A 22194-nucleotide genomic window follows, 5' to 3' on the forward strand; every position below is an offset into this window, starting at 1 on the left:
ACCCCTTAGCAATGGAGCGCAAGCTGTCTTTTAGCCATAGCAAGGTTGCCCGCCGCATTCTGTTTTCTTTCGTGTTGGCCGCGTTGATCCCAATCGCTATATTGGGCGTCCTGTCATTCCAGCAAGTGAAGCAGCAGTTGCAAGCACAGACTGCCAAGGCATTGCAGAGAGGCTGTAAGGATTACGCCTACGGACTGGTCAGCCGTTTGTTGTTTGCCGAAAATTCTCTGCGGCTGGCGGCCTTGAAAATTCATAAATCCAACAAGGAGGATAAACCTGTGGCGCTGGCCGGCGAACAATGGCTGCAAGGCCAGTTCACCGGGTTGGCAGTGCTCCGCGCCGATGGTCAACCATCCGCATTGTCCCGAGACAATGCAGCGATTCCGACCCTGACGGCAGAAGAGCTTGCGCAGATTCTGGTCGGGAAAACGCTGATTAAACCGGTGAGTGGCCAGCGGCTTGAAGACAATCGCTTGTGGATGGCTATCAATCTGGTCGAAAACTCACCGAAAGCCGGTATCCTGATGGCCGAATTGAAACCCGACTTGTTATGGAATTCCGAAACTATCGATCCCAACAATCTGCTGTGGGTGATGGCTGCAGACTCGCTACAGATATTGTTCGCGCTGGAGCAAGATTTCGATCCGTCTCCGGAGCTTAGGGCGCAAGTCGCGCAAGCCAATAGCGGCCGCTTCTCGTGGCAAAGGGACGGCGAAGCCTACCTCGGCGCGTATTGGAAGCTGCCGGTCGCCACGCTATTTTTCGGTCCGGACCTGATCGTCGTGCAAAGCCTGCCTGAATCGTTGGCGTTTGCGGCAATTCGGCAATTTAGCGCGATTTACCCACCGGTGATTCTGCTGGCCGCGCTGATTGTCGTGTATTTGAGCAGCAGGTTGATTGCTAAATATTTAACGCCGCTCGAACGCTTAAAAATAGGCACTCAACGTGTTGCCGACGGCAATCTGGAATGTCGAGTAGATATTGATAGCCATGACGAATTTGAAGAGTTGGCGGATTCGTTCAACGAAATGACCCGCCGCCTGCGCAGCCAGTTCGATATTCTCGCCACCATGGCGGAAATCGACCGTCATATTCTCTCCGCCTTAAATGCCGAAGACATTATCGACACGGCGTTGAATCGCTTGCCCAGCATATTGTTTTGCGATTTGATTTCCATCGCCGCGGTCAATCCCGATACCGGTATCGCCGACGAGATTCGGGTTCGGCGCAGCGGGCACGATGCCGAAAAATTAGCCGAACCGGTGATTCTTAGCCAACAGGATGTAGCGGATTTGCGCACCATGCACAATGGCGCCCTGGAGATTGCTAACAATGACGAGCGGATGTCCGAGTATTTGCAGGTGCTCGGCGTGTCCGGCGCATGGCGTTATTTGGTCGTTCCCGTTCATGTCAACGGTGCACTGGCTTCGCTTATTTGCTTGGGTTATCAAGCGCCGAAACGGATTCCGCCGGAATCGCGCAATGCGGCCATCAACTTCGGCGACCGTATCGCCGTCGCGTTGTCCAATGCCGCCTGGGAAGAGAAGCTATACCAGCACGCCCATTACGATTCCCTGACCGGCTTGCCCAATCGCTTGGTACTGCATGACAGGCTGGGGCAGGAAATTGCGCGGGCCCGGCGCGATGACGCGCAACTTGCCGTGTTTTTTATGGACTTGGATCGCTTCAAAAACGTCAACGACTCGCTGGGACACGCTGCAGGCGACGAATTGCTGCGGCAAGCGGCGCGGATTTTTCTCAATTGCGTTAGAGCGACCGATCTGGTTGTCAGACTGGGCGGCGACGAGTTCGTCATCGTGATCGGTGAATTGCATACTCAGCATAACCCGGCGGCCTTCGTCAGCGCGGTTGCCGAGAAAGTTCTGGCTGCGCTGAAGCAACCCGTGACGGTGGCCGGATTGCCCATGACCGTGACGACCAGTATCGGGATTGCACTGTTTCCCGACGATGCCGACAACGTGCCGGATTTACTGAAGAATGCCGATGCCGCCATGTACCACGCCAAGAGCGAGGGGCGCGCCAATTTCCGGTTTTATTCGCCGGAATTGAATGCGGCGGCATTGGAAAATATCAAGCTGGAACAAGAACTACGCGGCGCGATCGGCAGAAACGAGCTATTGGTGTTCTATCAACCCAAGGTCGATTGGGATGGCCGCATCGTCGGCGCCGAAGCCTTGATCCGCTGGCGGCACACCGAGCTGGGCATGATTTCGCCGGCTAAATTCATTCCCTTGGCCGAACAGACCAGTTTAATCGTGGAGATCAGCGATTGGGTCTTGGAGCAAACCTGTTTGTGGGTAAACGCTTGCCATGCCCAAGGCCTGGGGCCCTTGCGGATTTCTGTCAATCTTTCCGCGGTCGATTTTAAGCACCCGGAATTGGTCGAGAAAATCGCGGCGGTGTTGAGCAAAACCGGTACCGACCCAAGTTTCATAGAACTGGAACTCACCGAATCGGTGGCTATCGGCAACATCAAGGCTTGCATCGAACGCATGCATCATTTGAAAGCGCTGGGACTAACGCTGTCCATGGACGATTTCGGGACCGGTTTCTCCTCGTTGTCTTACCTAAAAGAATTGCCGCTGGATGTGCTGAAGATCGATCAATCGTTTGTCCGGCAGCTGGAAAGCGACGACAGTAGCGCTGCTATCGTCCGCGCGATTCTGGCACTTGCCGACGGCTTGGGTATGGAAACTATCGCCGAGGGCGTGGAAACCGCAGCGCAACTAGAACTATTGAAACAACATCACTGTGGCTTATTTCAAGGCTATTTATTCAGCCGGCCGGTGCCTAGCGATGAATTTTTAAGTTTGTTGCAGGCCGACGCTGCCAAGCGTGGCGCAGACCTGCCGGCGATTAGTTCCAGCTAAACCAGCGGCGGCCCCAGGCACTGACACCATCCAGATACAGATACACCACCGGCGTGGTGTACAAGGTCAGCAATTGACTGAAAATCAAACCGCCGACAATGGAAATTCCCAAGGGCTGGCGCAACTCCGCGCCGTAACCCGAACCCAAAGCCAACGGCAACGCACCCAGCATCGCCGCCAACGTAGTCATCATGATCGGCCTAAAGCGCAATAAACAGGCTTGGAAGATGGCTTCCTCGGCGCTCAGCCCTTTGTGGCGTTCGGCGTCCAAGGCAAAATCGATCATCATGATCGCGTTCTTCTTCACAATGCCGATCAGCAAAATCACGCCGATCAAGGCGATGATGCTGAACTCGGTATCGCAAGCCAGCAAGGCCAGCAAGGCGCCGACCCCGGCCGAGGGCAGGGTGGACAAGATCGTCAGCGGATGGATATAGCTTTCATAGAGCATGCCCAGCACGATGTAAATACTCAGCAGTGCCGCAGCAATCAGCCAGGGTTGGTTACGTAGCGACTCCTGAAAAGCCTTGGCCGAGCCCTGAAAACTGCCGCGCACCGCCGCCGGCGTGCCGAGGTCGCGCAGGGTTTGTTCGATGAATTGGGTGGCGGTGGACAGCGAGGTGCCGGGCAGCAGGTTAAAGGACACTGTGGCGGCGGCGAACTGGCCTTGATGGTTGACGGTCAGCGGCGCGTTGCTGGTCTGGAAGCTAGCCAGCGTGGCCAGCGGAATTTGGGTGCCGCTGCTGGCGCTGACGTAAATCTGTTGCAAGGTGCGCGGGTTTTGCCAGTATTCCGGCGCCAGTTCCAGCACCACCCGGTATTGGTTCAACGGTTTATAGATCACTGACACCTGGCGTTGCCCAAAGGCATTGTTCAAGGTGGTATCGATGGCCGCCTGACTGACGCCCAAGCTGGCGGCTTTGTCTCTATCCACCACCAGCGATATTTGCCGGCCCTTGTCTTGCTGATTGGTGTTGACATCGGTCAGCTCCGGCCGCTTGCGCAACGCCGCGACGATCTTGGGTGTCCATTCGCGCAATAGGTTCAAGTCCTCGGATTGCAAGGCAAACTCGTACAGCGCCGCCGAGCCACGGCCACCGATGCGCAAATCCTGCACCGGCTGTAAAAACAGGCTGGCGCCGGGTTCGTCGGCAAGTTTTTCCCGCATGCGCCGGCTGATTTCAGCCATCGGCGCGTCACGCTGCTCGGGCGGCTTGAGTACCGCAAACATCAGGCCGGAATTGGTGTTTTGCATGCCGCCGGCAAAGCCCACCACATTGGTCACTGCCGGATCTTGCCGCAAAATATCGACAAAATCATGCAGTTTGCTTTGCATGGCTTGGAAGGAAATGCTTTGATCGGCCTGGATGGTGCCGCTGAGCCGGCCGTTGTCCTGCACCGGGAAAAACCCTTTCGGGACGATGATGTACAAATACACGTTCAAACCAATGCAAGCCAGCAACACCGTCAACATCAATTTGGGATGGTGCAGCGCCCAACTCAAACTGCGGCGATAGCCGTTTTGCAGGCGCTGGAATTGGGCTTCCAGCCAAGCCGACAGCTTGCCGGGCGTATGATTTTCCGCCGGTTCCAGCCAGCGGGCGCACAGCATCGGCGTTACGGTCAAGGACACCACCAGCGACACCAATACCGCCGCCGATAGGGTCACGGCAAATTCCCGAAACAGCCGGCCGACGATGCCGCCCATCAATAATATCGGCGTGAAGACGGCGATCAGCGACAAACTCATCGCCAACACCGTAAAGCCCACCTCGCCAGCCCCGCGCAGCGCCGCCTGGAACGGCGGCACGCCGTTTTCGATATGCCGGCTGGTGTTTTCCAAGACCACGATGGCGTCATCCACGACAAAGCCGGTGGCGATGGTCAAAGCCATCAGCGACAGATTATCCAGGCTGTAATCGCACAAATACATCACCGCGCAGGCACCTATCAGCGATACCGGCACCGCTACGACCGGGATCAGCGTGGAGCGCAGCCGGCGCAGAAACAGCAATACCACCAGGATTACCAGCACCACCGCGATCAATAAGCTGCGTTCCACCTCATCGACCGAGGCGCGAATGGTTTGCGAACGGTCCGAGACTATCGATAATTCCATGGCCGCCGGCGTCAGCGCGCGCAATTGCGGCAGCATGGCTTTGACATGTTCGACCGTGTCGATGATATTGGCGCCGGGTTGTTTATTGATGATCAATAACACCGCTGGCTGGCCGTTCTTCAGGCCGGTACTGCGCAAGTCTTCCACCGAATCCACCGCGGTCCCCAGATCGGCGATGCGCACCGGCGCGCCGTTGCGGTAAGCGACGATCAGCGGCAGGTAATCGGCGGCGTGTTCGGCCTGATCGTTTGCGTGAATTTGCCAATGCCGCTCGCCAGTTTCCAGCGCGCCTTTGGGGCGATTGGCGTTACTGGCGTTGATGGCTTGGGCGACCTGATCCAGACCGATGCCGTATTGTGCTAACGCGCCGGGATTCAGTTCCACCCGGACAGCCGGCAGCGAGCTGCCGCCGACATTGACCTGGCCGATGCCGGGCAACTGGCTGATTTTCTGCGCTAATATCGTTGACGCGGCGTCGTACATTTGGCCGCGGCTGAGGCTGGTGGAGGTGAGCGCCAGAATCAGAATCGGTGAATCGGCCGGATTGACTTTGCGGTAGTTGGGCCGATTGGGCAGATTACTGGGCAGCAAGCTGCTGGCGGCGTTGATCGCGGCTTGTACGTCGCGGGCCGCGCCGTCGATGTCGCGATTTAAATCAAACTGCAAGGTAATTCGGGTCGAGCCCAGGGAACTGGCCGAAGTCATTTCGCTGATGCCGGCGATACGGCCCAGCGCTCGTTCCAGCGGGGTGGCGACGGTGGCCGCCATGGTTTCCGGACTGGCGCCGGGCAAATTGGCGGACACCGAAATGGTCGGGAAATCCACTTGCGGCAAGGGTGCGACCGGCAGTTGTAGAAAGGCGATGATGCCGGCCAATGCCACGCCGAGCGTCAGCAGCGTGGTAGCGACCGGACGATGGATGAACAGCGCCGATATGTTCACGGCCGGCGGTCGCCGTTGTCGGCTAAAGGCGATTCGGCCGCGCCGCGCAACCTTCGGGCCAGCTGGTCCAGGCTCAAATAAATCACCGGTGTGGTGTACAAGGTCAGCAATTGGCTGAGCAATAAACCGCCGACCATGCTGATGCCCAAGGGATGACGTAATTCCGAGCCAACGCCGCTACCCAGCATCAAGGGTAGCGCGCCCAGCAAAGCCGCCAGCGTGGTCATCAAAATCGGCCGGAAACGCAGCAGGCAGGCCTGAAAAATCGCTTCGCGCGGCGGCAGGCCTTGCTTGCGCTCAGCTTCCAACGCAAAGTCTATCATCATGATCGCGTTCTTTTTGACGATGCCGATCAGCAGCACGATGCCGATTACCGCGATGATGCCCAAATCGTTGCCGGACAACTGCAAGGCCAGCAGCGCGCCGACCCCGGCCGAGGGCAGGGTGGACAGGATGGTGATGGGATGAATATAACTCTCGTAAAGCACACCCAACACAATATATACCGTGACGATGGCAGCCAGGATCAACCAAAGCGTGCCACTCAGCGAGGCGTTAAATGCCAAGGCCGCGCCCTGATAATCGCTTTGCACCGCTAACGGTAAACCGATGTCCTGCTTGGCCTGTTCGATGGCTTGAATGGCGTCGCCCAAGGCGGCGCCCGCCGGCAGGTTGAAGGAAATGGTCGCGGACGGAAACTGATCCAGATGGTTGATGGCCAACGCGGTTTGCCGTTCGGAAATGCTGGCCAGGGCCGACAGCGGCACTTGGCTGCCATTGCTGGAAGGAATCCGCAGTTCTTGCAAGCCTTCCGGGCCGCGCTGCTGCTTGGGGTCTACTTCCAACACTACCCGGTACTGATTGGACTGGGTGAAAATGGTCGAGACTAGGCGCTGGCCGTAGGCGTTGTATAAAGCGTTGTCGATGTCGGCGGTGCTGACGCCCAGCCGGCTGGCGCTGGCGCGGTCGATTTCGATGTAAGCTTGCAGGCCCTGGTCTTGCACATCGCTGGCGGCATCGGCGATACCAGGCAGGGCGCGCATGCGCTCGACCAGACGTTGGCTCCAGCGGTTTAATTCCGCTAAATCCACGGTTTGCAAGGTAAATTGAAACTGGGTGCGGCTGACCTTGTTTTCCAAGGTCATGTCCTGCACTGGTTGCAGATAGACCGAGATGCCCGGTACATCGGCTAGGCGTGGCCGTAAGCGTTCGATCACTTTGCTGGCGTTGTCGCGTTGGGCTTGCGGTTTCAGGTTGATTAAAAAGCGGCCGCTGTTCAGGGTCGGGTTACTGCCGTCCACGCCAATAAACGACGACAGGCTGGCCACGGCCGGATCGGCCAGGATCTGTTGAGCCATCGCTTGCTGGCGTTCGGCCATTGCCGCGAAGGAAATGCTGGGCGGCGCCTCGGTAATGCCTTGAATCAGACCGGTGTCTTGGATGGGGAACAGGCCCTTGGGCATGGCCGCGTATAACAACACGGTCAACGCCAGCGTGGCGATGGCCACCAACAGCGTTAGGCCTTGGTGCTTGAGTACCCATTCCAGGCTGCGGCCGTAAGCGGCGATGACTTTGTCGAGCAAGCCGCTGTGTTGTTCGTGGCCTGTTTCGCCGGCCCGTAACAGCCTTGCACACATCATCGGCGTTAAAGTCAGCGACACTACCGCCGAGATCAGTATCGCCACCGCCAAGGTGATGGCAAATTCGCGGAATAAACGACCCACCACGTCGCCCATGAACAGCAGCGGAATCAGTACCGCCACCAACGAGATGGTCAAGGAGATGATGGTAAAGCCGATTTGCTCCGAGCCTTTCAAGGCCGCCTGCAAGGGCGATTCGCCGCGCTCCCGGTAGCGGGAGATGTTTTCGATGACAACGATGGCGTCGTCCACCACAAAGCCGCTGGCGATGGTCAGCGCCATCAAGGTCAGATTGTTGATACTAAAACCGGCCAGGTGCATCACCGCAAAGGTGCCGACCAACGACAACGGCACCGCGACCGCCGGGATTATGGTCGCCGGCAGATTGCGCAGAAACAGAAAAATCACCATCACCACCAGCGCCACGGCCAGCAGCAACTCGAACTGTACATCGTGCACGGAAGCGCGGATGGTGACGGTGCGGTCGGTCAAGGGCAGTACTTCAATCGCGGCCGGCAAGGTCGCCCGCAGTTGCGGCAGCAACTTGTTGATGCGGTCCACCACCTCGATGACATTAGCGCCGGGTTGGCGTTGGATATTGACGATGACGGCGGCTTTGTCGTTGGCCCAGGCCGCCAGTTTGACGTTTTCGGCGGCGTCGACCGCGTCGGCGACTTCTGAAAGGCGTACCGGCGCGCCGTTGCGGTAAGCCACCACCAAGTCGCGGTACTCAGCGGCCGAGCGCAGTTGGTCGTTGTTGTCGATGATGGCCGAGCGTTGCGGGCCGTCGAACATGCCTTTGGGTTGGTTTACATTGGCGGCGGCGATGGCGTTGCGCAGGTCTTCCAGGCTGAGGCCATAGGCGGCCAGGGCTTGATGGTTGGCCTGGATTCTGACTGCCGGCCGTTGACCGCCGCTGATGCTGACCAGGCCGACGCCGGGCAATTGGGCGATTTTCTGCGCCAGGCGGGTGTCGACCAAATCCTGGACTTTAGGTAAGGCCAGGCTGGATGACGTCACCGCCAAGGTCAAAATCGGCGTGTCCGCCGGGTTGACCTTGTTGTAAATCGGCGGCAGCGGCAGGTCTTTGGGCAGGAAATTGTTGGCGGCGTTGATGGCGGCTTGCACGGTTTGTTCGGCAATGTCCAGATCCAAGGCCAGATCGAATTGCAGCGTCACCACGGACGCGCCGCCGGAGCTGGTCGAGGACATCTGCCGCAGGCCGGGCATCTGCCCGAACTGGCGTTCCAGCGGCGCGGTAATCGCCGAGGTCGTGACTTCCGGGCTGGCGCCGGGATAGAGCGTGGTGACTTGAATGGTCGGGTAATCGACTTGCGGCAGCGCCGAGATCGGCAATAAGCGGTAAGTCAAAACCCCGGCCAGCAGCAGGGCCAGCATCAGCAAGGAGGTGGCGACCGGACGCAGGATAAAGTGTCGCGACGGGTTAAAGCCGGGAAGCGGGTTTTGCGCGGCGGCCATGTTTAGTTGGCGGTTTTGCCGGAGGCGGTGGGTTGGGTTTTATCGATTACCTTGACTTGGCTGCCTTCGCGCAGTTTGTCGGCGCCATCGATCACCAGTTTTTCGTTCACGCCCAGTCCTTCCGGAATCGCGACCGTTTCGCCGTCAGCCGGTCCGGCTTTTATCCGCTTTACGGTGATGGTGTTGTCGTCCTTCACCACGTAGACGAATGCGCCATTGGCCCCGTGCTGAATGGCGGAGCTAGGGACTAAGGTGGCGGCACGCAAGGTGTCCAGACGCATTTTGATATTGACGAATTGGTTGGCGAACAGGGTGCGGTCTTCGTTATCAAATTGGGCTTTTAATTTCAGTGTGCCGGTGCTGGCGTCGATCTGATTGTCCACCGCCAATAGCTTGCCGCTGGCTAGTTTTTGCCGGCCGGCCCGGTCGTAGGCGTCAATGGCCAGCGTCTCGCCGGAACGCCAGCGCCGCATTACCTCGGGTATCACATCTTCCGGCAGCGTGAATACCACCGAGATCGGCTGAATTTGGGTGATGACCGCCAGGCCATTGACGTCGCTGGCGCGGACCATGTTGCCTTGATCCACCAGCCGCAAACCGATGCGGCCGGATACCGGCGCGGTGATGCGGGAATAACTGAGTTGCAGTTTGGCATTGTCGAGTTGGGCGCGGTCGATTTCGACGCTGCCGCGATATTGCTTGACCAGCGCGGCTTGGGTAGCGGTTTGCTGGGCGGCGATGGAGTCTTGCTCCAGCAAGGTTTGATAGCGGGCTTGGTCGATTTCGGCGTTTTTTAGCAGCGCTTCGTCGCGCAGCAATTGGCCTTCGGCTTGTTGCACGGCCACTTGATAAGGTCGGGGATCGATTTCGGCGAGCAGTTCGCCTTGTTTAACCGCTTGGCCCTCGGTAAACGCCACCCGGATCAGTTCGCCATCGACGCGCGAGCGCACTGTCACGGTGTGCAGTGGGGTGACGGTGCCCAAGCCGTTTAGGTAAATCGGCAAATCGCCTTGCCAGCTTGAGGCGACTGCGACGCTGATGGGAATGTTTTCGTTGGGATTGGCGCGCGCATCCTGATTTTCCTGCGGATGCTGGCCGGCATGGTGCAAATAATAGCCGCCCGCCGCGACAGTTAATATGAGAATGGTCGCCCAGTGCCAGCGCGACCTCGGCTTTAATGCGGAAAAATCCTGATCCTGGTTCATAGCCATGCGAATAACAATAAGTGGGTGCCGGCGTCATGCCGGCCAGCCGAGTCTACCGGTACAACTAAAAAAGGCATCGTGAAGATGCCTTTTTCGGATTGTCTGCCGCTGTCGTGACGATCAATCGTAATGGTAGTGTTTGCGCAAAGGCTTGACCACTTCCCAATGGCTGTCCAGGCCTTCATGAAACATCACCAGGTCGCCAGGTAAAATCCGCACCGGCTCTCCGCCCACTGGAGTGACGATGATTTCGCCTTCCAACACATAAGCGGTTTCGGTTTCGTCGAAATCGATGGTGAATTTGGAAATTTCTTTTTCCCAGATCGGCCAGCTCGATACGCCCAGCTCTTTTAAACGTTCTTCGCTGGGGTTATGTTCAACGGTAATTTGGCTCATGGGTTTCCTGTTTGAATGAAGTTGATCGAGCGGCGGATTTTAGCATTGTTGCCGAGCCGCAGCTATGAATCGGTGGTTTCGTCCGGTAATTGCTTCAGATCGTCCGCGCGGCGCAGCCTGTTACGCCGTTCCGTCCCGACCGTGAGGTTATCGGCATTGTTCTCCAACTTGGGTTCGCTTTGCTGGTAGATTTGAAATTCGGTGACGGAATTTATCGTGGTCAGTGTCGGCTCCTTGTTCAAATAATCGTTAAGCCAGACCACCAGTAACGCGATTGCCAGGCTGGCCGCGCCGGCGATGCCGGCGTCCCGGCCGTAATCGGGTTTCACCGGCTTATCGGGCAGCGAGGCCCAATCCACGACGTCCAGTTGCGGATTGCTTTGCCGTTGTTTGACGTCGATTTCCACTAGACGTTGTTTGGTTTGTTGCAATAATTCTTCCAACTTAACCAGTTCTTCCTGCATGGCTTTGTGTTTGGCGAATTGATTGGTGTATTCGGCGGCTTTTTGTTTATGCTCGGCCATTTGCTTTTGAAGGGTCAATACGGTGCGGTGCGCCGCACCGTAGGCGTTTTCGGCCTCTTGCGTGGCATAGCTCGAGCCGGCTTGTTCTTTACTGGCAATTTTTTCATCCAGCTCGGCCAATTGGGTTTTTAAATTGCGCAAGCTGGGGTGAAATTCGATGTATTCGTCGGTGTATTGGCTTCTTTGCGCTTCCAGGCGTTCGCGCAGGCGCTCGGCTTGCTGGGTTAACGCCGCCAGACTTTGCGAATCGGCTTCCGGCACCACGGCTTTACCTTCCGCGATGGCGGCATGAATGGCGTCCAGCTTGGCCTTGGCTTTCGCTTCTTCTTCCAAGGCGGCGTTCAAGGAATTGTTTAAACCTTGTAAGCGGGCGTGGGCCTCGTTATCGGTGCTCTCCAGGGAGAGGATGTCATGCTGCAAGCGGAACGATTCAATGTCCTGGCGTTTGTCGCGCACTTGTTGTTCCAGGCGAGTCAATTCCGATTTGATCGAGGTACTGGCTTTATCGGTGATTTCGGCAATGTACTCCGCGCGAATTTGCTGGTAGGTTTTGATCCAGGTATTTAAGGCCATTTGCAGGAATTGCGGATGACTGCCTTCAGCCGCCAATTGCACTAGATTGGTGTCCGCAACCGGTTTTACCTGGAACAGCTCTTTTAGCTGGTTGATATTGGGATGCTCGATACCATCCTGCTGTTTTAGCGTCTCGGCGGTTTTTTCCAATACCGGTTGCCCCAGCAAGACCTGCTTTTGAATGTTGACATGCTCCAGATCCGCCTCTGCATGCGTTTGATCAATATCGGTTGCCGCAGTCGTCAATACCAAGGCTTGGCTTTCAAAAACCGCCGGCTGGAGAAAGACATAGGTTTCGGTAATCAGCAGCAAGGGCAGAAGTACCAGCAAAAATAAGGTCCGGCGCCGTAAACGGCGTGGCCAAGGCGTTGGATGGGAACGGTAAAAGTCGTCTCCGACGATCTGGAAATCATGGCGATAAGGAAACATCACGATTCTCTCCCTGGCGCTTAGTCCGCAGGTTATAGTTTTTGTTGTAATCCGCTTTGCGGAAAATTTTCTCAGCGATCCCTGTCGAGAAAATTTTTAACGCCCGGACCGAGTCTGTGCACGTCCGCTTCGGTCAAGGGCGATTAAACGACTGTCTGGTTTTGTTGTTGTCGCTACTGACTGCTAACTTCAGTGGGAATTTTGATTGCTCAAGACTTAATTGATAGCCCATTTTCAGGCTTTAGAGCTCAAGATCCGCGCTGGCTGGTCTGCTCTGGTGCCTAAACAGTCAATATCGGCGAGCTGCCAGTTTAAACCAATACAAAAATCAAGCAATTCTTAATTTGCCAACGGCTATAAAGGCTGGGCTTCAGTTTGAGGTTATGTCGGGTCAATAATCGAAGGCGCCAAAGGCGGTGACTTGAACCGAAAGCGATTAGCAAATCGGTTGTAGACGTGTCACTCAAATCCGAGATATTAGGCCACGATAAAATCTGCTTCGCCTATACTAAAAAGCCAATTGGATTTGTGATCCGCCGCCGGTTTGCGGGCTTTTTGTTCGGACAAGACCGGGTGAACTAGGTATGCTGGCTAACTGGCGTCCGAGGCTAGTCGGACACAATTTTCCTTGATGCCGTTTTGGCGGCTATTTTTCAAATTTTTGGATTTCTACAAATCCCCGATTGGATTGGTATGGCAGATAAAGAGGATGGAATACTCAGAATTCATGTATATGAGCTGAGAGTGGGTATGTGCGTAAGCCGTCTGGAAGCGCCGACGGCGGATTCACCTTTTTTATTGGATAGAATTGTGATTGAAAGTCATGCGGATATTCAAGCCATCCAGGCGATTTGTGATTATGTCTATATCGATGTCAAATACCAAAAGTCCTTCTCCGGGGCGATTCCCACCAGAAATACCGAAGCGCGTAAACATCTGAGCTTTGCGCGATCTTTTAACCAAACCGCCAATACCTTTCAACGCACCGGTAATTTAATTAAAACGGTGATGGACGATATTCGTTTCGGGAATCAATTTAGTGTCAGTGCGGTTAAACAAGCTGTTTCCGAGTGTGTCGATAAAGTATTGGAAAACCCCGATACGATGCTGTTGCTGACCCAAATTAAAGATCAGGATCAATATACTGCGCAACATAGTATGAATGTTTGCATATTGTCTATTCTGTTGGGGCGTGAGTTGAATTTTTCGATGGAAGACCTGAATAAAGTGGGTTTTTGCGGCTTAATGCACGATGTCGGTAAAATGAAAGTGCCGCTGGAAATCCTTAATAAACCGGGCTCTTTAGAAGACTATGAAATGGACATCATGCGTAAGCACACGCTCTACGGACGCAACGTGTTAATGTCGGCTCGTAATGTCTATCCCGGCGCTGTTGACGTTGCCTACGATCATCACGAGCATTTGGCCGGTACCGGTTATCCGAGAGGTTTGAACAAAACCACGCTATCGATATTTACCAAGCTGGTAGCGGTGGTCGATACCTACGATGCCATCACTAGCGACCGGGTGTATCAGCGTGGTAAGCCGCATCTTATGGCGTTGGGAATTTTGGTAAAAGGGATGGGACAGCAATTTGAAGCTAATTATGTGACGCAATTTATCAATTGCATCGGATTTTATCCGCAGGGCAATTTAGTGGAATTAAGCAGCGGCGAAATCGGCTTAATAGTCGAGCAAAATAAGGCCGATAGGCTTAAGCCAAAAATATTACTGATACAAGATAGCAATAAGAACCCTATTGAAGAAAAGATACTCGATTTGTCCTTGAATATTGCCGATGCAAGCGGTAAGCGCTATGGTGTTAAACAGGTAATAAGGCCGCAGGATTGTGGTGTCGATTTAGCCAAATATTATCAAGACGGCAAGTTTACGAAAGAATATGCGGTAGTTGGCTAAGGGTTTAGTTTTGTAAATTATCTTCCTTGGATATTGTTTTTCAACATGGTTAAAAAAATTAATATTAACCAGCTCAGAAAAGGCATGTTTGTTTGCGGCACCGATCGGAAGTGGCTAGATACCCCTTTTTTCAGAACTAAATTTCTGATTTCATCTGATAAACAAATTAATACCTTAAAAGAGTATTGCCAAACCGTTTCTATCGATACCGGCAAAGGTATCGACGTGGATAAGCCCGCTGAAACCGACATAATCGATTTCGCCAGCCCTGCGGCTGCGGAGATGCCCTGCTGCGCCGAGGAAAGCGATTCTGCTTACCCAGTGAATTGCATCGTCGAATTGCAGACCGATGAATTGGCGGTGGTGGTCCAGAAAAACTCACAATCGCCCTTGCAACCGTTAGTGAAGGTGATCACCAATCCGCAGAAACAATTGCTGTTTCAAGAGCGCCTGCTTGATCTGGCCGATGAGCGGCAAAATCAGACCAAGATAATCAGGGTGTTGGCTAGTGACGAACCGATTGTCGAGTTACTGAAAATGTTTGTCGAACTGGAAAAAACTTAGCCGGCCATTCACTCAGGCGCGTTGTTGGGTTTTGCCGAATAGCTCGTTACTCAGGGCTATGACAGCACGCGGGTCGATTTCGGCAATCGAAAAATCGTTTTTATCCAGCTTGAACGGATTGACCGGTGAAGGCGACTTCAAGGCTTTATTGATGGCGGTTTGATAAATTCGACTGACCGGCGTTGGCCCGAACAATGTAATCGACGGCCGGTTTAAACCCCAGGCCATATGCGTCGGTCCGGTATCGTTACCGATCACTAAATCGGCCCTGGCCAGCGCCGCTTTCAAATCATTGAGGCTTAATTGCGGTAATACCCGCGCCAGGCTGCGTTCTGCCAGCCATTGCGCCATCCAGTGCTCCTTCTCGTTGCCCCAACTGATCAGAAAATTAGCTTCCAGGCCGAAGATGACCTGTAGAAATTTTTCTAATGGGTAGTTCCGGCTGGGCCAAGTCGAGCCGATGACCAGAATGATGTTGGGCTGACCCGCCGGAAAATATTCATCCAAGGCCGTTTGCGGCGGCTGAAAAAACAAAAACGGCTGCTTTGCCTGAATTTGCTCAGTTGTTACATGCAGACCCAGCGGCTGGGTCAGCACGGCGACATTGCGATCGATGGTGTTGGCGTCGTAAGGGTAGACGACGTGCCGGCTATAGAACAAAGCCGCCCATTTTTCCCGGATCGAGTCTTGATCGAAACCCACACAATTGGCCGACAGCAAGCGCGCGACCACTGCGGACTTAATCAAACCTTGGGCATCCAGCACTAAGTCGTAACCCTGCTCGGCATAAGTACGTATTTTGTTTATCTCGGCAAAAACGCGCCATTTGTCGGTTTTCAGGGCTTTTAAATTCACACCCAAAATATTATCCAGATGTGGATTGTCGGCCAGTACGCCGACGAAGCGTTCTTCAACTATCCAGTCGATTTGCGCCAGCGGTAAGGCGGCTTTGATGAATTGCAAGGCCGCCATCGCATGAACGATGTCGCCCAAAGCCGACAATTTGACGATGGCAATTTTCATCGCTCAGGCTTCCAACGCCGCCATTACCTGCTCCGGCCGAATTTCCGTTAAGCAGCGAGTATGGCCCAACGGACACTCACGCTTGAAGCACGGCGAACAATCCAGGTTTAAATCCAGAATCTTCGCCTCGGGATGTAGCGGCGGGGTAAAGCCGGGGTCGGAAGAGCCATAAACTGCGATCAGTTTTTTATCCAGTGCCGCAGCGACGTGCATCAGGCCGGAATCGTTGCTGACGACCGCGTCAGCCAAGGACAACAAGTCCACCGCATCCGCCAGCGAGGTAATGCCGGCGAAGTTACGGCAAATGCCGCCCGATAGGTCATTGATTTGTTCCGCAACGGCTTTGTCTTTGTCGGAACCGAATAACCAGACTTGCCAGCCTTGTTCTTCCATTTGCCTAGCCACGGCGGCGTAATGTTCACTCGGCCAGCGCTTGGCCGGGCCGTATTCCGCGCCGGGACACAGAGCCAGGATCTTGCTGACAACAGGGCGCAATTCAGCCGAACCCTCAAGCAGAGCGCTGGGGTGGGGGATTTCGATTAAATCCGCACCGGTGATCTCGAATTTTTTGCAGACGCTTAATTGTTGCTCGATTGTGATCGCCAGCTTCGGAACCGGGTAAGTTGGTGGCTGCGGCGCCTCTTTCGGTAAACCCAGCGCCACGAAACGTTGCACGGTCATGGTCAGTACAGTCTTATCCAACGTGCGCACATCGTTCAATAGGCCGCGGCGCAGTTCGCCGAGAAAACCGGTGCGTTTGGGGATATGCGCAAAGAACGGGATAACGGCCGATTTCCACGAGTTGGGCAGCACAATCGCCTGATCGTAATGCTGGTTTTGTAGTTCCCGGCCTATGCGGATCCGCCCCCGCAAATCAAACTGCCCGTGGCCCAACGGCATCGTCAGGCCTTTGTGCACTTCCGGCATACGCTCCAATAGAGGTAAGGACCACGCCGGGGCCAGCACGTCGATCAGGCAGTCGGGATGTTGTTGCTTAAGGGTGATGAACAGGCTTTGTGCCATCACCATGTCGCCGACCCAGGACGGGCCGACGACCAGGATTTTATAAGCTTGCTCCGCCACTTAGGAAACGAGCGTCAGCCATTCCTTATGGTCGGCACGACGGCCTTGGACGTGGTCGAAATACAAGGCTTGCAGCTTTTCGGTGATGGGGCCGCGGCTGCCGGAACCGATGTCGCGGTTGTCGTATTGGCGGATTGGCGTGACTTCGGCGGCGGAACCGGTGAAGAAGGCTTCGTCTGCCACATACACTTCGTCGCGGGTGATGCGTTTTTCGATCACTTCGTAACCTTGTTCGCGGGCGATGGTGATCAGGGTATCGCGGGTGATGCCTTCTAAGGCTGAGGTAGTTTCCGGCGTGTAAATTTTGCCATTACGGACGATGAACAAGTTTTCGCCGCTGCCTTCCGCGCAAAAACCTTCGTGGTCCAGCAGCAAGGCTTCGTCGTAACCGGTGGACAAGGCTTCTTGCAGGGCCAAGATGGAATTGATGTAGTTGCCGTTGGCCTTGGCTTTGCACATGGTGCTGTTGACGTGGTTGCGGGTGTACGACGAGGTCCGGATGCGGATGCCTTTTTCCATGTTTTCCGCGCCCAGATAGGCGCCCCAAGTCCAGGCCGCGACCATGACGTGGACTTTCAGGTTATCGGCGCGCAAGCCCATGCCTTCGGAGCCGAAGAACACCATGCTGCGGATATAAGCGCTGTCCAGATTGTTTTTGGCGACGGCGTCGCGGTGCGCCTGATTAATCTCTTCTTTAGAGAACGGCATTTTCATGTTCATGATATGCGCAGAGCGGAACAGACGGTCGGTATGCTCGGCCAGTTTGAAAATCGCGGTGCCGGCATCGGTTTTGTAAGCGCGCAAACCTTCGAATACGCCGCAGCCGTAATGCAGGGTATGAGTCAAGACATGGACTTTCGCATCGCGCCAGTCAACCCATTTGCCGTCTAGCCAAATCAACCCGTCTCTATCATCCATCGTTGCCATTATCTGAACCTGTTTTGTTTAGTGATTATTGCTGCGCCGCGTCGGCTTAAAAGTGACGGAAATTGTACTATAAAGCGCTCTCCGGCAATACCGGCTGCGCAGAAGTCCTGATTTTGGCGTGAGACTGCGTTTGGCAGGCCCAAGATGGATTGTGGGCACCGGTGAATTAATTCACTGATTCCACGTGGCATAGGTTACCGACGGCAAGCGCTGTTTGCGATAACTTAAACTCAGCGTCAATTTTTAGAAGTTGCCTAAATTTGGAAAAATCTTACAGCTATGATTTTTAAAGGCTTTTGTTAGTTGGCGTCACTTATGCTGGTCATTTAGTAGTCAAATCGGCAGATTCGGGAGAGCGTCATGGAAACAAGCAATGAAGTCAACGAAATTAGCACCCTGCGTATCGTGTTTATCGAAACGTTAAGCAGGCAGTTTATCGCCATTACCGGTTGCGGCATTTATGTATACCTCAATCCGCTGACGATTAACGAATTGTTCAACCGCTATTTAAGCAGCAGCGTGCCTATCAATGTGTTTGCCAGGCAATGCGTCAGAAATATAGTGGCTTAATGTTGCGTAGCCGACCCGGACGACTAGCGTCGTCCAGGACGTCTTTTAGCCAAATAGCGTCGTTAGGCTTTGGCAAAGCGCCGGCGTGAGAAGAAGAGCACCGCCAACAACAGCAAGGCCAGCGCCGCTTGTCCGGCAATCAAGCTTAGACAGGCTGCCGGATTTGCCGGATACGCAAAGGCAAAGCGCGGTTGGTCGTGGCTCAGTTCATCGCTCCAAGCGCTATCGCTCATGATCTTGGGGACGAAATAGTCGCGCCATTGATCTTCAAAGTGATTGACTGCCTGAATATATTCGGCATAGCGCGGCGCGTCGATGCCGGCCAGCCTATCCGCCATTTGCACGGCCGCCAGCGCCGGCGACAGCCAGGACCACGCTTCCAAAAACTCGAATTGCCCCTGGCGGGTGCTGTCGAAGCGGTACATCACCGGTCTGATCTGTTGATCCAGAACCAAACCGGCCGGCAAACCGGCGATTTCGCGCGGTAACTCTTTGCCGGTTTGCGGCAGCTGCAGATCGGGATGATTGCTATACCACTGCGTCAGCAGCGCTTGGCGTTGTTGATTGTTTTGCTCCTGGAACTGGCGGATGGCGATGATGCTATCCAGCCGGGAAGGCATCGGCGCATGTTGGTCGGCTGCCCAGGTCAGCAAGGCCGGGCCGGCAAAGGTCAAAACCAACCAGACGCCCAGCATGCCGATGGCCGCCGCCCCAGAGGAGAAGGGCAGCAGCAGGAACAAGCCGGCGATGCCAAACCACACCAGTGTGTACAGGCCGGCGAACGCCAGCCAATAAACCAGCGTTTCCAGGCTAAATGCCGGATCGAGCCATAGCGCCAACAGCGAACTGCTGAAAACCGTCAGTACCACCACGCTATACCGCACGGCCAGCGCCGCACACACCAAGCGCCAGGGTGCCGACATTTGCGTGCAGACCAAACGCCAGACGCCGCTCTCCCGGTCTTCCTGCACCAGGCCGTAGCTCAAGGCAATCACCATCAGCGGGGTCAGTAACGCGAACACGGTGGCAAAGTCCAGCATGCCCAACTCATGCAGCATCGGGTTGAACAACTGATCGCTGTTACGGCCGTCGGTGTGGCGGCTGCGAGTGGAGATTTTGATGCCGGTACTTAAAAAATCCAGTTGCCGCACGCTCAAGGCCAAACCGCTCAGGGCCGGCAGCCGCAAAGGCGGCGCGGCGGCGCTGGCGGCAAATGCATTGGCTTTGGGGGTGTGGTCCGCCGCTTTCGGGGCGTCATGCATCTCCGCTTGATTGGACATCGCGTTGACGGTCTGCGGGGCTGCGGTGCCGTGTTGACGGAATTCGCGCGCAGCCAAACCCGACCAAACGGCGCTAGCCAGCATCACCAGCAGAAACAAACCTGTCACCCACAGATTTAAGCTGTTGCGTTTAAAACGCAGCCATTCGATGGCGATTAACTGCATCATGGCACCAGCCTCCGAGCGGAAAGACTCAATAAGCCCACCGATAAACCCAACCACAGCAATAGCACTAGTAGATCTAGCTCGGCGGTGCGCAAGGCAAAGCCGATGTCCGGGGCTTGATAGCTAAAGTCCGCCACGCTACGCCAATCGGCCTCAGCGCCGGTGGCCTTGCGCTCCGTGCCGCGGCTACGCTCGCGATCCCAGTCTTCGGTCAGGTTGATAAAATAGTGCCGATATTGTTCGGCGGCGTCCTCAAAATGCCGTTGATGTGCTAAATCCATGCCGGCTAAGGTCATAGACAATGAACGCAGCGCCAGGCTGGGGCCTAGCCAGGAAGCCAGATGGCTCAAGTGTTGTTGTTTAATAAAATTGTCGCGCAAGGCGTCGAAATGCAGCGCGTGCACCTTAACGGAATAGGCATCGTTGTGCTGGCGATTTAAGGACACGAAACCGACCGGCAAATCTTCCTTGCGGGAAACCCCGTACTGCGCCAACACTTGTGCTTCGAAGGCTTTGGCGCGTTGTTCATGGTCGCCGTCGTGGTCTAGACCGTGGTCGATGTCATCCTTGATCTCACGCCAGAATTCGCTGGCGCTGGGATTGGGCGCCAGCATTTCCGCAGTGACGGCGCCCAGGCGCGGGGCGATAAACACGCTGGCCAACCAAAAGCCCAGCAGGCAAAACAAAGTCGTGCGGCTGGTGTTGAAAGACGCGGAAGCGGCGATGGCGACTGCGGCGAAGACGCCGTAGTACAGATTCAACAGCAGCATCAAAACCAGCAGGCGCAGTACGTCGTCCAGCGTAAATGCGAAGTGGCCCAGCAGTATCACGGCGGCTACCAACAGCGCCGGTGCCAAGACCAGGGCAAACGCGCTCAGCAAGCCCAGCAATTTGCCGAACAACAACTGGCCGGCGTTAACCCCCAAACTGTGTAACATCCGCAACGTGCCGGATTCGCGTTCCTGGCTGACCGAGTTAAAAGTCAAGGCCACAATCAATAGCGGCAATAGCGCGGTCAACACAAAGCTGGTGGCGGCTTGGCCGAAGCGGCCGGCCAACACTTGGTCCGCTGCCGGGCTGAACCGGGTCAGATTGCGCTTATGCGGCTCCAGCCATAAAGACTGGCCGATATACGGCCGCAAACCCGGATCCAGAGCCGCCGCCGGCGTGTCCGGCTTAAACACGTAGATGCCGTAATGCGCGGCAGAGTGTGGGTTTTTCACGCTCTGAGTATTCCACTGTTCCTTGGCGGTGGTGCCGACGCGGTGTTTTTCCGCGCGCAATTGCTGCAATTCATAGGCTGACGCCAGGAAAAAGCCGACAAACAATAGCAATAGGGCAATGCCCAAAGTCAGCAAGCGGCCGTCGCGCAGTGTGGCGAGAAACTCCTTGCGAATGATGGTTTTGATCATGCCAGCCCCCGGGCATGCGCCAGATATTTTTGCTCCAGTTCGTCGTGTTGCACGGTGTGGGCGTCGAATTCTTCCACCAGTCGGCCGCTTTTCATGATGCCGATGCGGTCGGCGACTTGCTTGGCGTTGAACAAATCATGGGTGGCCATCAACACCGCCATGCCTTGATCGGCGGCGGCGCGGATGCGTTGGGCAAAGTCGTTGGCCGCGCTGGGATCCAGGCCGGAGGTCGGCTCGTCCAGCAACATGGCTTTGGCCTGTTTCGCCGAGGCAATCGCCAAGCCCACTTTTTGCCGCATGCCTTTGGAATACGCCGCCACCCGTTTACCGTGAGCATCCGCTTGCAGGCCGCTGTCCAGTAACAAACGACGGGCTTGCTCGTCATGCAAACGAATATTCGCCAGCGCGCAGAAATAAGTCAGATTTTCCAAGCCGCTCATTACCTCGTACAGCGCGACGTTTTCCGGTAAATAGGCCAGTTTCGTCCGCACCAGATCGGGATTGGCGTGCGGCGATTCGCCTTCGATCAGCACCTGTCCGCTACTGGGCTGGTTGAAGGTCAAAAACGTGCTGATGGTTGTCGACTTGCCGGCGCCATTGCCACCCAGCAGCGCGTAAACGCAGCCCTTGGGGATGTGTAAATTTAAATTATCGACCGCACGGTGTTGTCGGTACTCGACAACCAGGTTGCGGGCGGCCAATACGGGGGGCTCTGCGTTCATATAAGGTATTTGGGTTAAGGTGAATGATCTGCGACTGTCAGCTGGATTGGCTGCCGCCGCGCCCGGCATGTTTAGTATTTTAACGATAGACTGACGTAATAGGTGCGTTGTGCCAATGGGATATTTTCCTGGATATACTGAGCCAGGGTATTGGTGATAGCCAATTGTGCGCTATTTGATTTGTTTATGAATCGATAGTAAATGATCATTATCGACCCAAGGCGGAAGTTCGTGTATTTACCTTGAATGTCGGTTTAAAATTTAAATCAGCCATTCAAATAATAAAAGTTGTAGGGTGGATAAGCGAAGCGCCATCCACCTATTTGCGTTCCT

The 22194-nt window shown here is 55.2% G+C and carries 15 protein-coding genes; 4 read left to right on the forward strand and 11 right to left on the reverse strand.

What is annotated here, in order from left to right:
• Positions 1-11: 11 nt before the first annotated feature.
• Entirely contained in the window at positions 12-2891 is a 2880-nt protein-coding gene (locus QLH52_RS13475; protein ID WP_319961922.1) for an EAL domain-containing protein, read from the forward strand.
• Here QLH52_RS13475 and QLH52_RS13480 read toward each other — a convergent pair.
• From QLH52_RS13480 to QLH52_RS13500, 5 genes are all read right to left on the reverse strand, one after another.
• The gene (locus tag QLH52_RS13480) at positions 2878-5952 is read right to left on the reverse strand and encodes a multidrug efflux RND transporter permease subunit (RefSeq protein WP_319961923.1); all 3075 of its coding nucleotides are present in this window, start codon (positions 5950-5952) and stop codon (positions 2878-2880) included. The two genes, QLH52_RS13475 and QLH52_RS13480, sit on opposite strands and share 14 nt — an antisense overlap.
• Positions 5949-9071, reverse strand: coding sequence for an MdtB/MuxB family multidrug efflux RND transporter permease subunit (locus tag QLH52_RS13485; protein WP_319961924.1), 3123 nt, complete (start codon positions 9069-9071; stop codon positions 5949-5951). The genes QLH52_RS13480 and QLH52_RS13485 overlap by 4 nt, the downstream gene beginning before the upstream one ends.
• 2 nt (positions 9072-9073) lie before the next feature.
• Positions 9074-10282 carry an MdtA/MuxA family multidrug efflux RND transporter periplasmic adaptor subunit gene (locus QLH52_RS13490; protein ID WP_425257480.1) on the reverse strand — a complete coding sequence of 403 codons (1209 nt, stop codon included), beginning with the start codon at positions 10280-10282 and terminating at the stop codon, positions 9074-9076.
• A 114-nt stretch (positions 10283-10396) separates the two neighbouring features.
• Entirely contained in the window at positions 10397-10672 is a 276-nt protein-coding gene (locus QLH52_RS13495; RefSeq protein WP_033159054.1) for a cupin domain-containing protein, read from the reverse strand.
• 62 nt (positions 10673-10734) lie between these two features.
• Positions 10735-12201 (reverse strand): GumC family protein, encoded by a 1467-nt coding sequence (locus QLH52_RS13500; RefSeq protein ID WP_319961925.1) that lies wholly within the window; start codon positions 12199-12201, stop codon positions 10735-10737.
• 690 nt (positions 12202-12891) lie between these two features.
• On the opposite strand from QLH52_RS13500, the gene QLH52_RS13505 reads away from it, so the two are divergent.
• Both QLH52_RS13505 and QLH52_RS13510 read left to right on the forward strand, forming a co-directional pair.
• Entirely contained in the window at positions 12892-14115 is a 1224-nt protein-coding gene (locus QLH52_RS13505) for an HD-GYP domain-containing protein (protein ID WP_319961926.1), read from the forward strand.
• A gap of 45 nt (positions 14116-14160) precedes the next feature.
• The gene (locus QLH52_RS13510; RefSeq protein ID WP_319961927.1) at positions 14161-14679 is read left to right on the forward strand and encodes a DUF3391 domain-containing protein; all 519 of its coding nucleotides are present in this window, start codon (positions 14161-14163) and stop codon (positions 14677-14679) included.
• Positions 14680-14691: 12 nt separating this feature from the next.
• On the opposite strand, the gene waaC is transcribed toward QLH52_RS13510, so the two are convergent.
• From waaC to QLH52_RS13525, 3 genes are read right to left on the reverse strand one after another with little or no spacing between them, the layout of a single operon-like run.
• Positions 14692-15702 (reverse strand): lipopolysaccharide heptosyltransferase I, encoded by a 1011-nt coding sequence (gene waaC, locus QLH52_RS13515; RefSeq protein ID WP_319961928.1) that lies wholly within the window; start codon positions 15700-15702, stop codon positions 14692-14694.
• A 3-nt stretch (positions 15703-15705) separates the two neighbouring features.
• Positions 15706-16731, reverse strand: a complete 1026-nt coding sequence (gene waaF / locus QLH52_RS13520) for a lipopolysaccharide heptosyltransferase II (RefSeq protein WP_240348372.1) — start codon at positions 16729-16731, stop codon at positions 15706-15708.
• A 54-nt stretch (positions 16732-16785) separates the two neighbouring features.
• Positions 16786-17712 (reverse strand): branched-chain amino acid transaminase, encoded by a 927-nt coding sequence (locus QLH52_RS13525; protein WP_205451298.1) that lies wholly within the window; start codon positions 17710-17712, stop codon positions 16786-16788.
• 360 nt (positions 17713-18072) lie between these two features.
• On the opposite strand from QLH52_RS13525, the gene QLH52_RS13530 reads away from it, so the two are divergent.
• Positions 18073-18282, forward strand: a complete 210-nt coding sequence (locus tag QLH52_RS13530) for a hypothetical protein (protein ID WP_033159049.1) — start codon at positions 18073-18075, stop codon at positions 18280-18282.
• A 62-nt stretch (positions 18283-18344) separates the two neighbouring features.
• On the opposite strand, the gene QLH52_RS13535 is transcribed toward QLH52_RS13530, so the two are convergent.
• Genes QLH52_RS13535 through QLH52_RS13545 form a run of 3 tightly spaced genes read right to left on the reverse strand, consistent with a single transcriptional unit; the run spans position 18345 to position 21861 of the window.
• A complete protein-coding gene (locus tag QLH52_RS13535) occupies positions 18345-19730 on the reverse strand; it encodes a DUF3526 domain-containing protein (RefSeq protein ID WP_319961929.1) in 1386 nt (461 codons plus the stop codon).
• Entirely contained in the window at positions 19727-21139 is a 1413-nt protein-coding gene (locus QLH52_RS13540) for a DUF3526 domain-containing protein (protein ID WP_033159047.1), read from the reverse strand. The genes QLH52_RS13535 and QLH52_RS13540 overlap by 4 nt, the downstream gene beginning before the upstream one ends.
• The gene (locus QLH52_RS13545; RefSeq protein WP_033159098.1) at positions 21136-21861 is read right to left on the reverse strand and encodes an ABC transporter ATP-binding protein; all 726 of its coding nucleotides are present in this window, start codon (positions 21859-21861) and stop codon (positions 21136-21138) included. Before QLH52_RS13545 ends, QLH52_RS13540 begins: the two co-directional genes overlap by 4 nt.
• Positions 21862-22194: the final 333 nt, after the last annotated feature.

It is taken from the genome of Methylomonas defluvii, assembly GCF_033949435.1.
In the GTDB taxonomy this organism is placed as follows: Bacteria; Pseudomonadota; Gammaproteobacteria; order Methylococcales; family Methylomonadaceae; genus Methylomonas; species Methylomonas defluvii.

Coding starts and splice junctions, on each gene's coding strand:
- QLH52_RS13475 (WP_319961922.1), top strand. CDS start 12: ATGGAGCGCAAGCTGTCTTTTAGCCATAGCAAGGTTGCCCGCCGCATT.
- QLH52_RS13485 (WP_319961924.1), bottom strand. CDS start 9,071: ATGGCCGCCGCGCAAAACCCGCTTCCCGGCTTTAACCCGTCGCGACAC.
- QLH52_RS13490 (WP_425257480.1), bottom strand. CDS start 10,282: ATGGCTATGAACCAGGATCAGGATTTTTCCGCATTAAAGCCGAGGTCG.
- QLH52_RS13495 (WP_033159054.1), bottom strand. CDS start 10,672: ATGAGCCAAATTACCGTTGAACATAACCCCAGCGAAGAACGTTTAAAA.
- QLH52_RS13505 (WP_319961926.1), top strand. CDS start 12,892: ATGGCAGATAAAGAGGATGGAATACTCAGAATTCATGTATATGAGCTG.
- QLH52_RS13510 (WP_319961927.1), top strand. CDS start 14,161: ATGGTTAAAAAAATTAATATTAACCAGCTCAGAAAAGGCATGTTTGTT.
- waaC (WP_319961928.1), bottom strand. CDS start 15,702: ATGAAAATTGCCATCGTCAAATTGTCGGCTTTGGGCGACATCGTTCAT.
- waaF (WP_240348372.1), bottom strand. CDS start 16,731: ATGGTGATGGCACAAAGCCTGTTCATCACCCTTAAGCAACAACATCCC.
- QLH52_RS13525 (WP_205451298.1), bottom strand. CDS start 17,712: ATGGCAACGATGGATGATAGAGACGGGTTGATTTGGCTAGACGGCAAA.
- QLH52_RS13530 (WP_033159049.1), top strand. CDS start 18,073: ATGGAAACAAGCAATGAAGTCAACGAAATTAGCACCCTGCGTATCGTG.
- QLH52_RS13535 (WP_319961929.1), bottom strand. CDS start 19,730: ATGATGCAGTTAATCGCCATCGAATGGCTGCGTTTTAAACGCAACAGC.
- QLH52_RS13540 (WP_033159047.1), bottom strand. CDS start 21,139: ATGATCAAAACCATCATTCGCAAGGAGTTTCTCGCCACACTGCGCGAC.
- QLH52_RS13545 (WP_033159098.1), bottom strand. CDS start 21,861: ATGAACGCAGAGCCCCCCGTATTGGCCGCCCGCAACCTGGTTGTCGAG.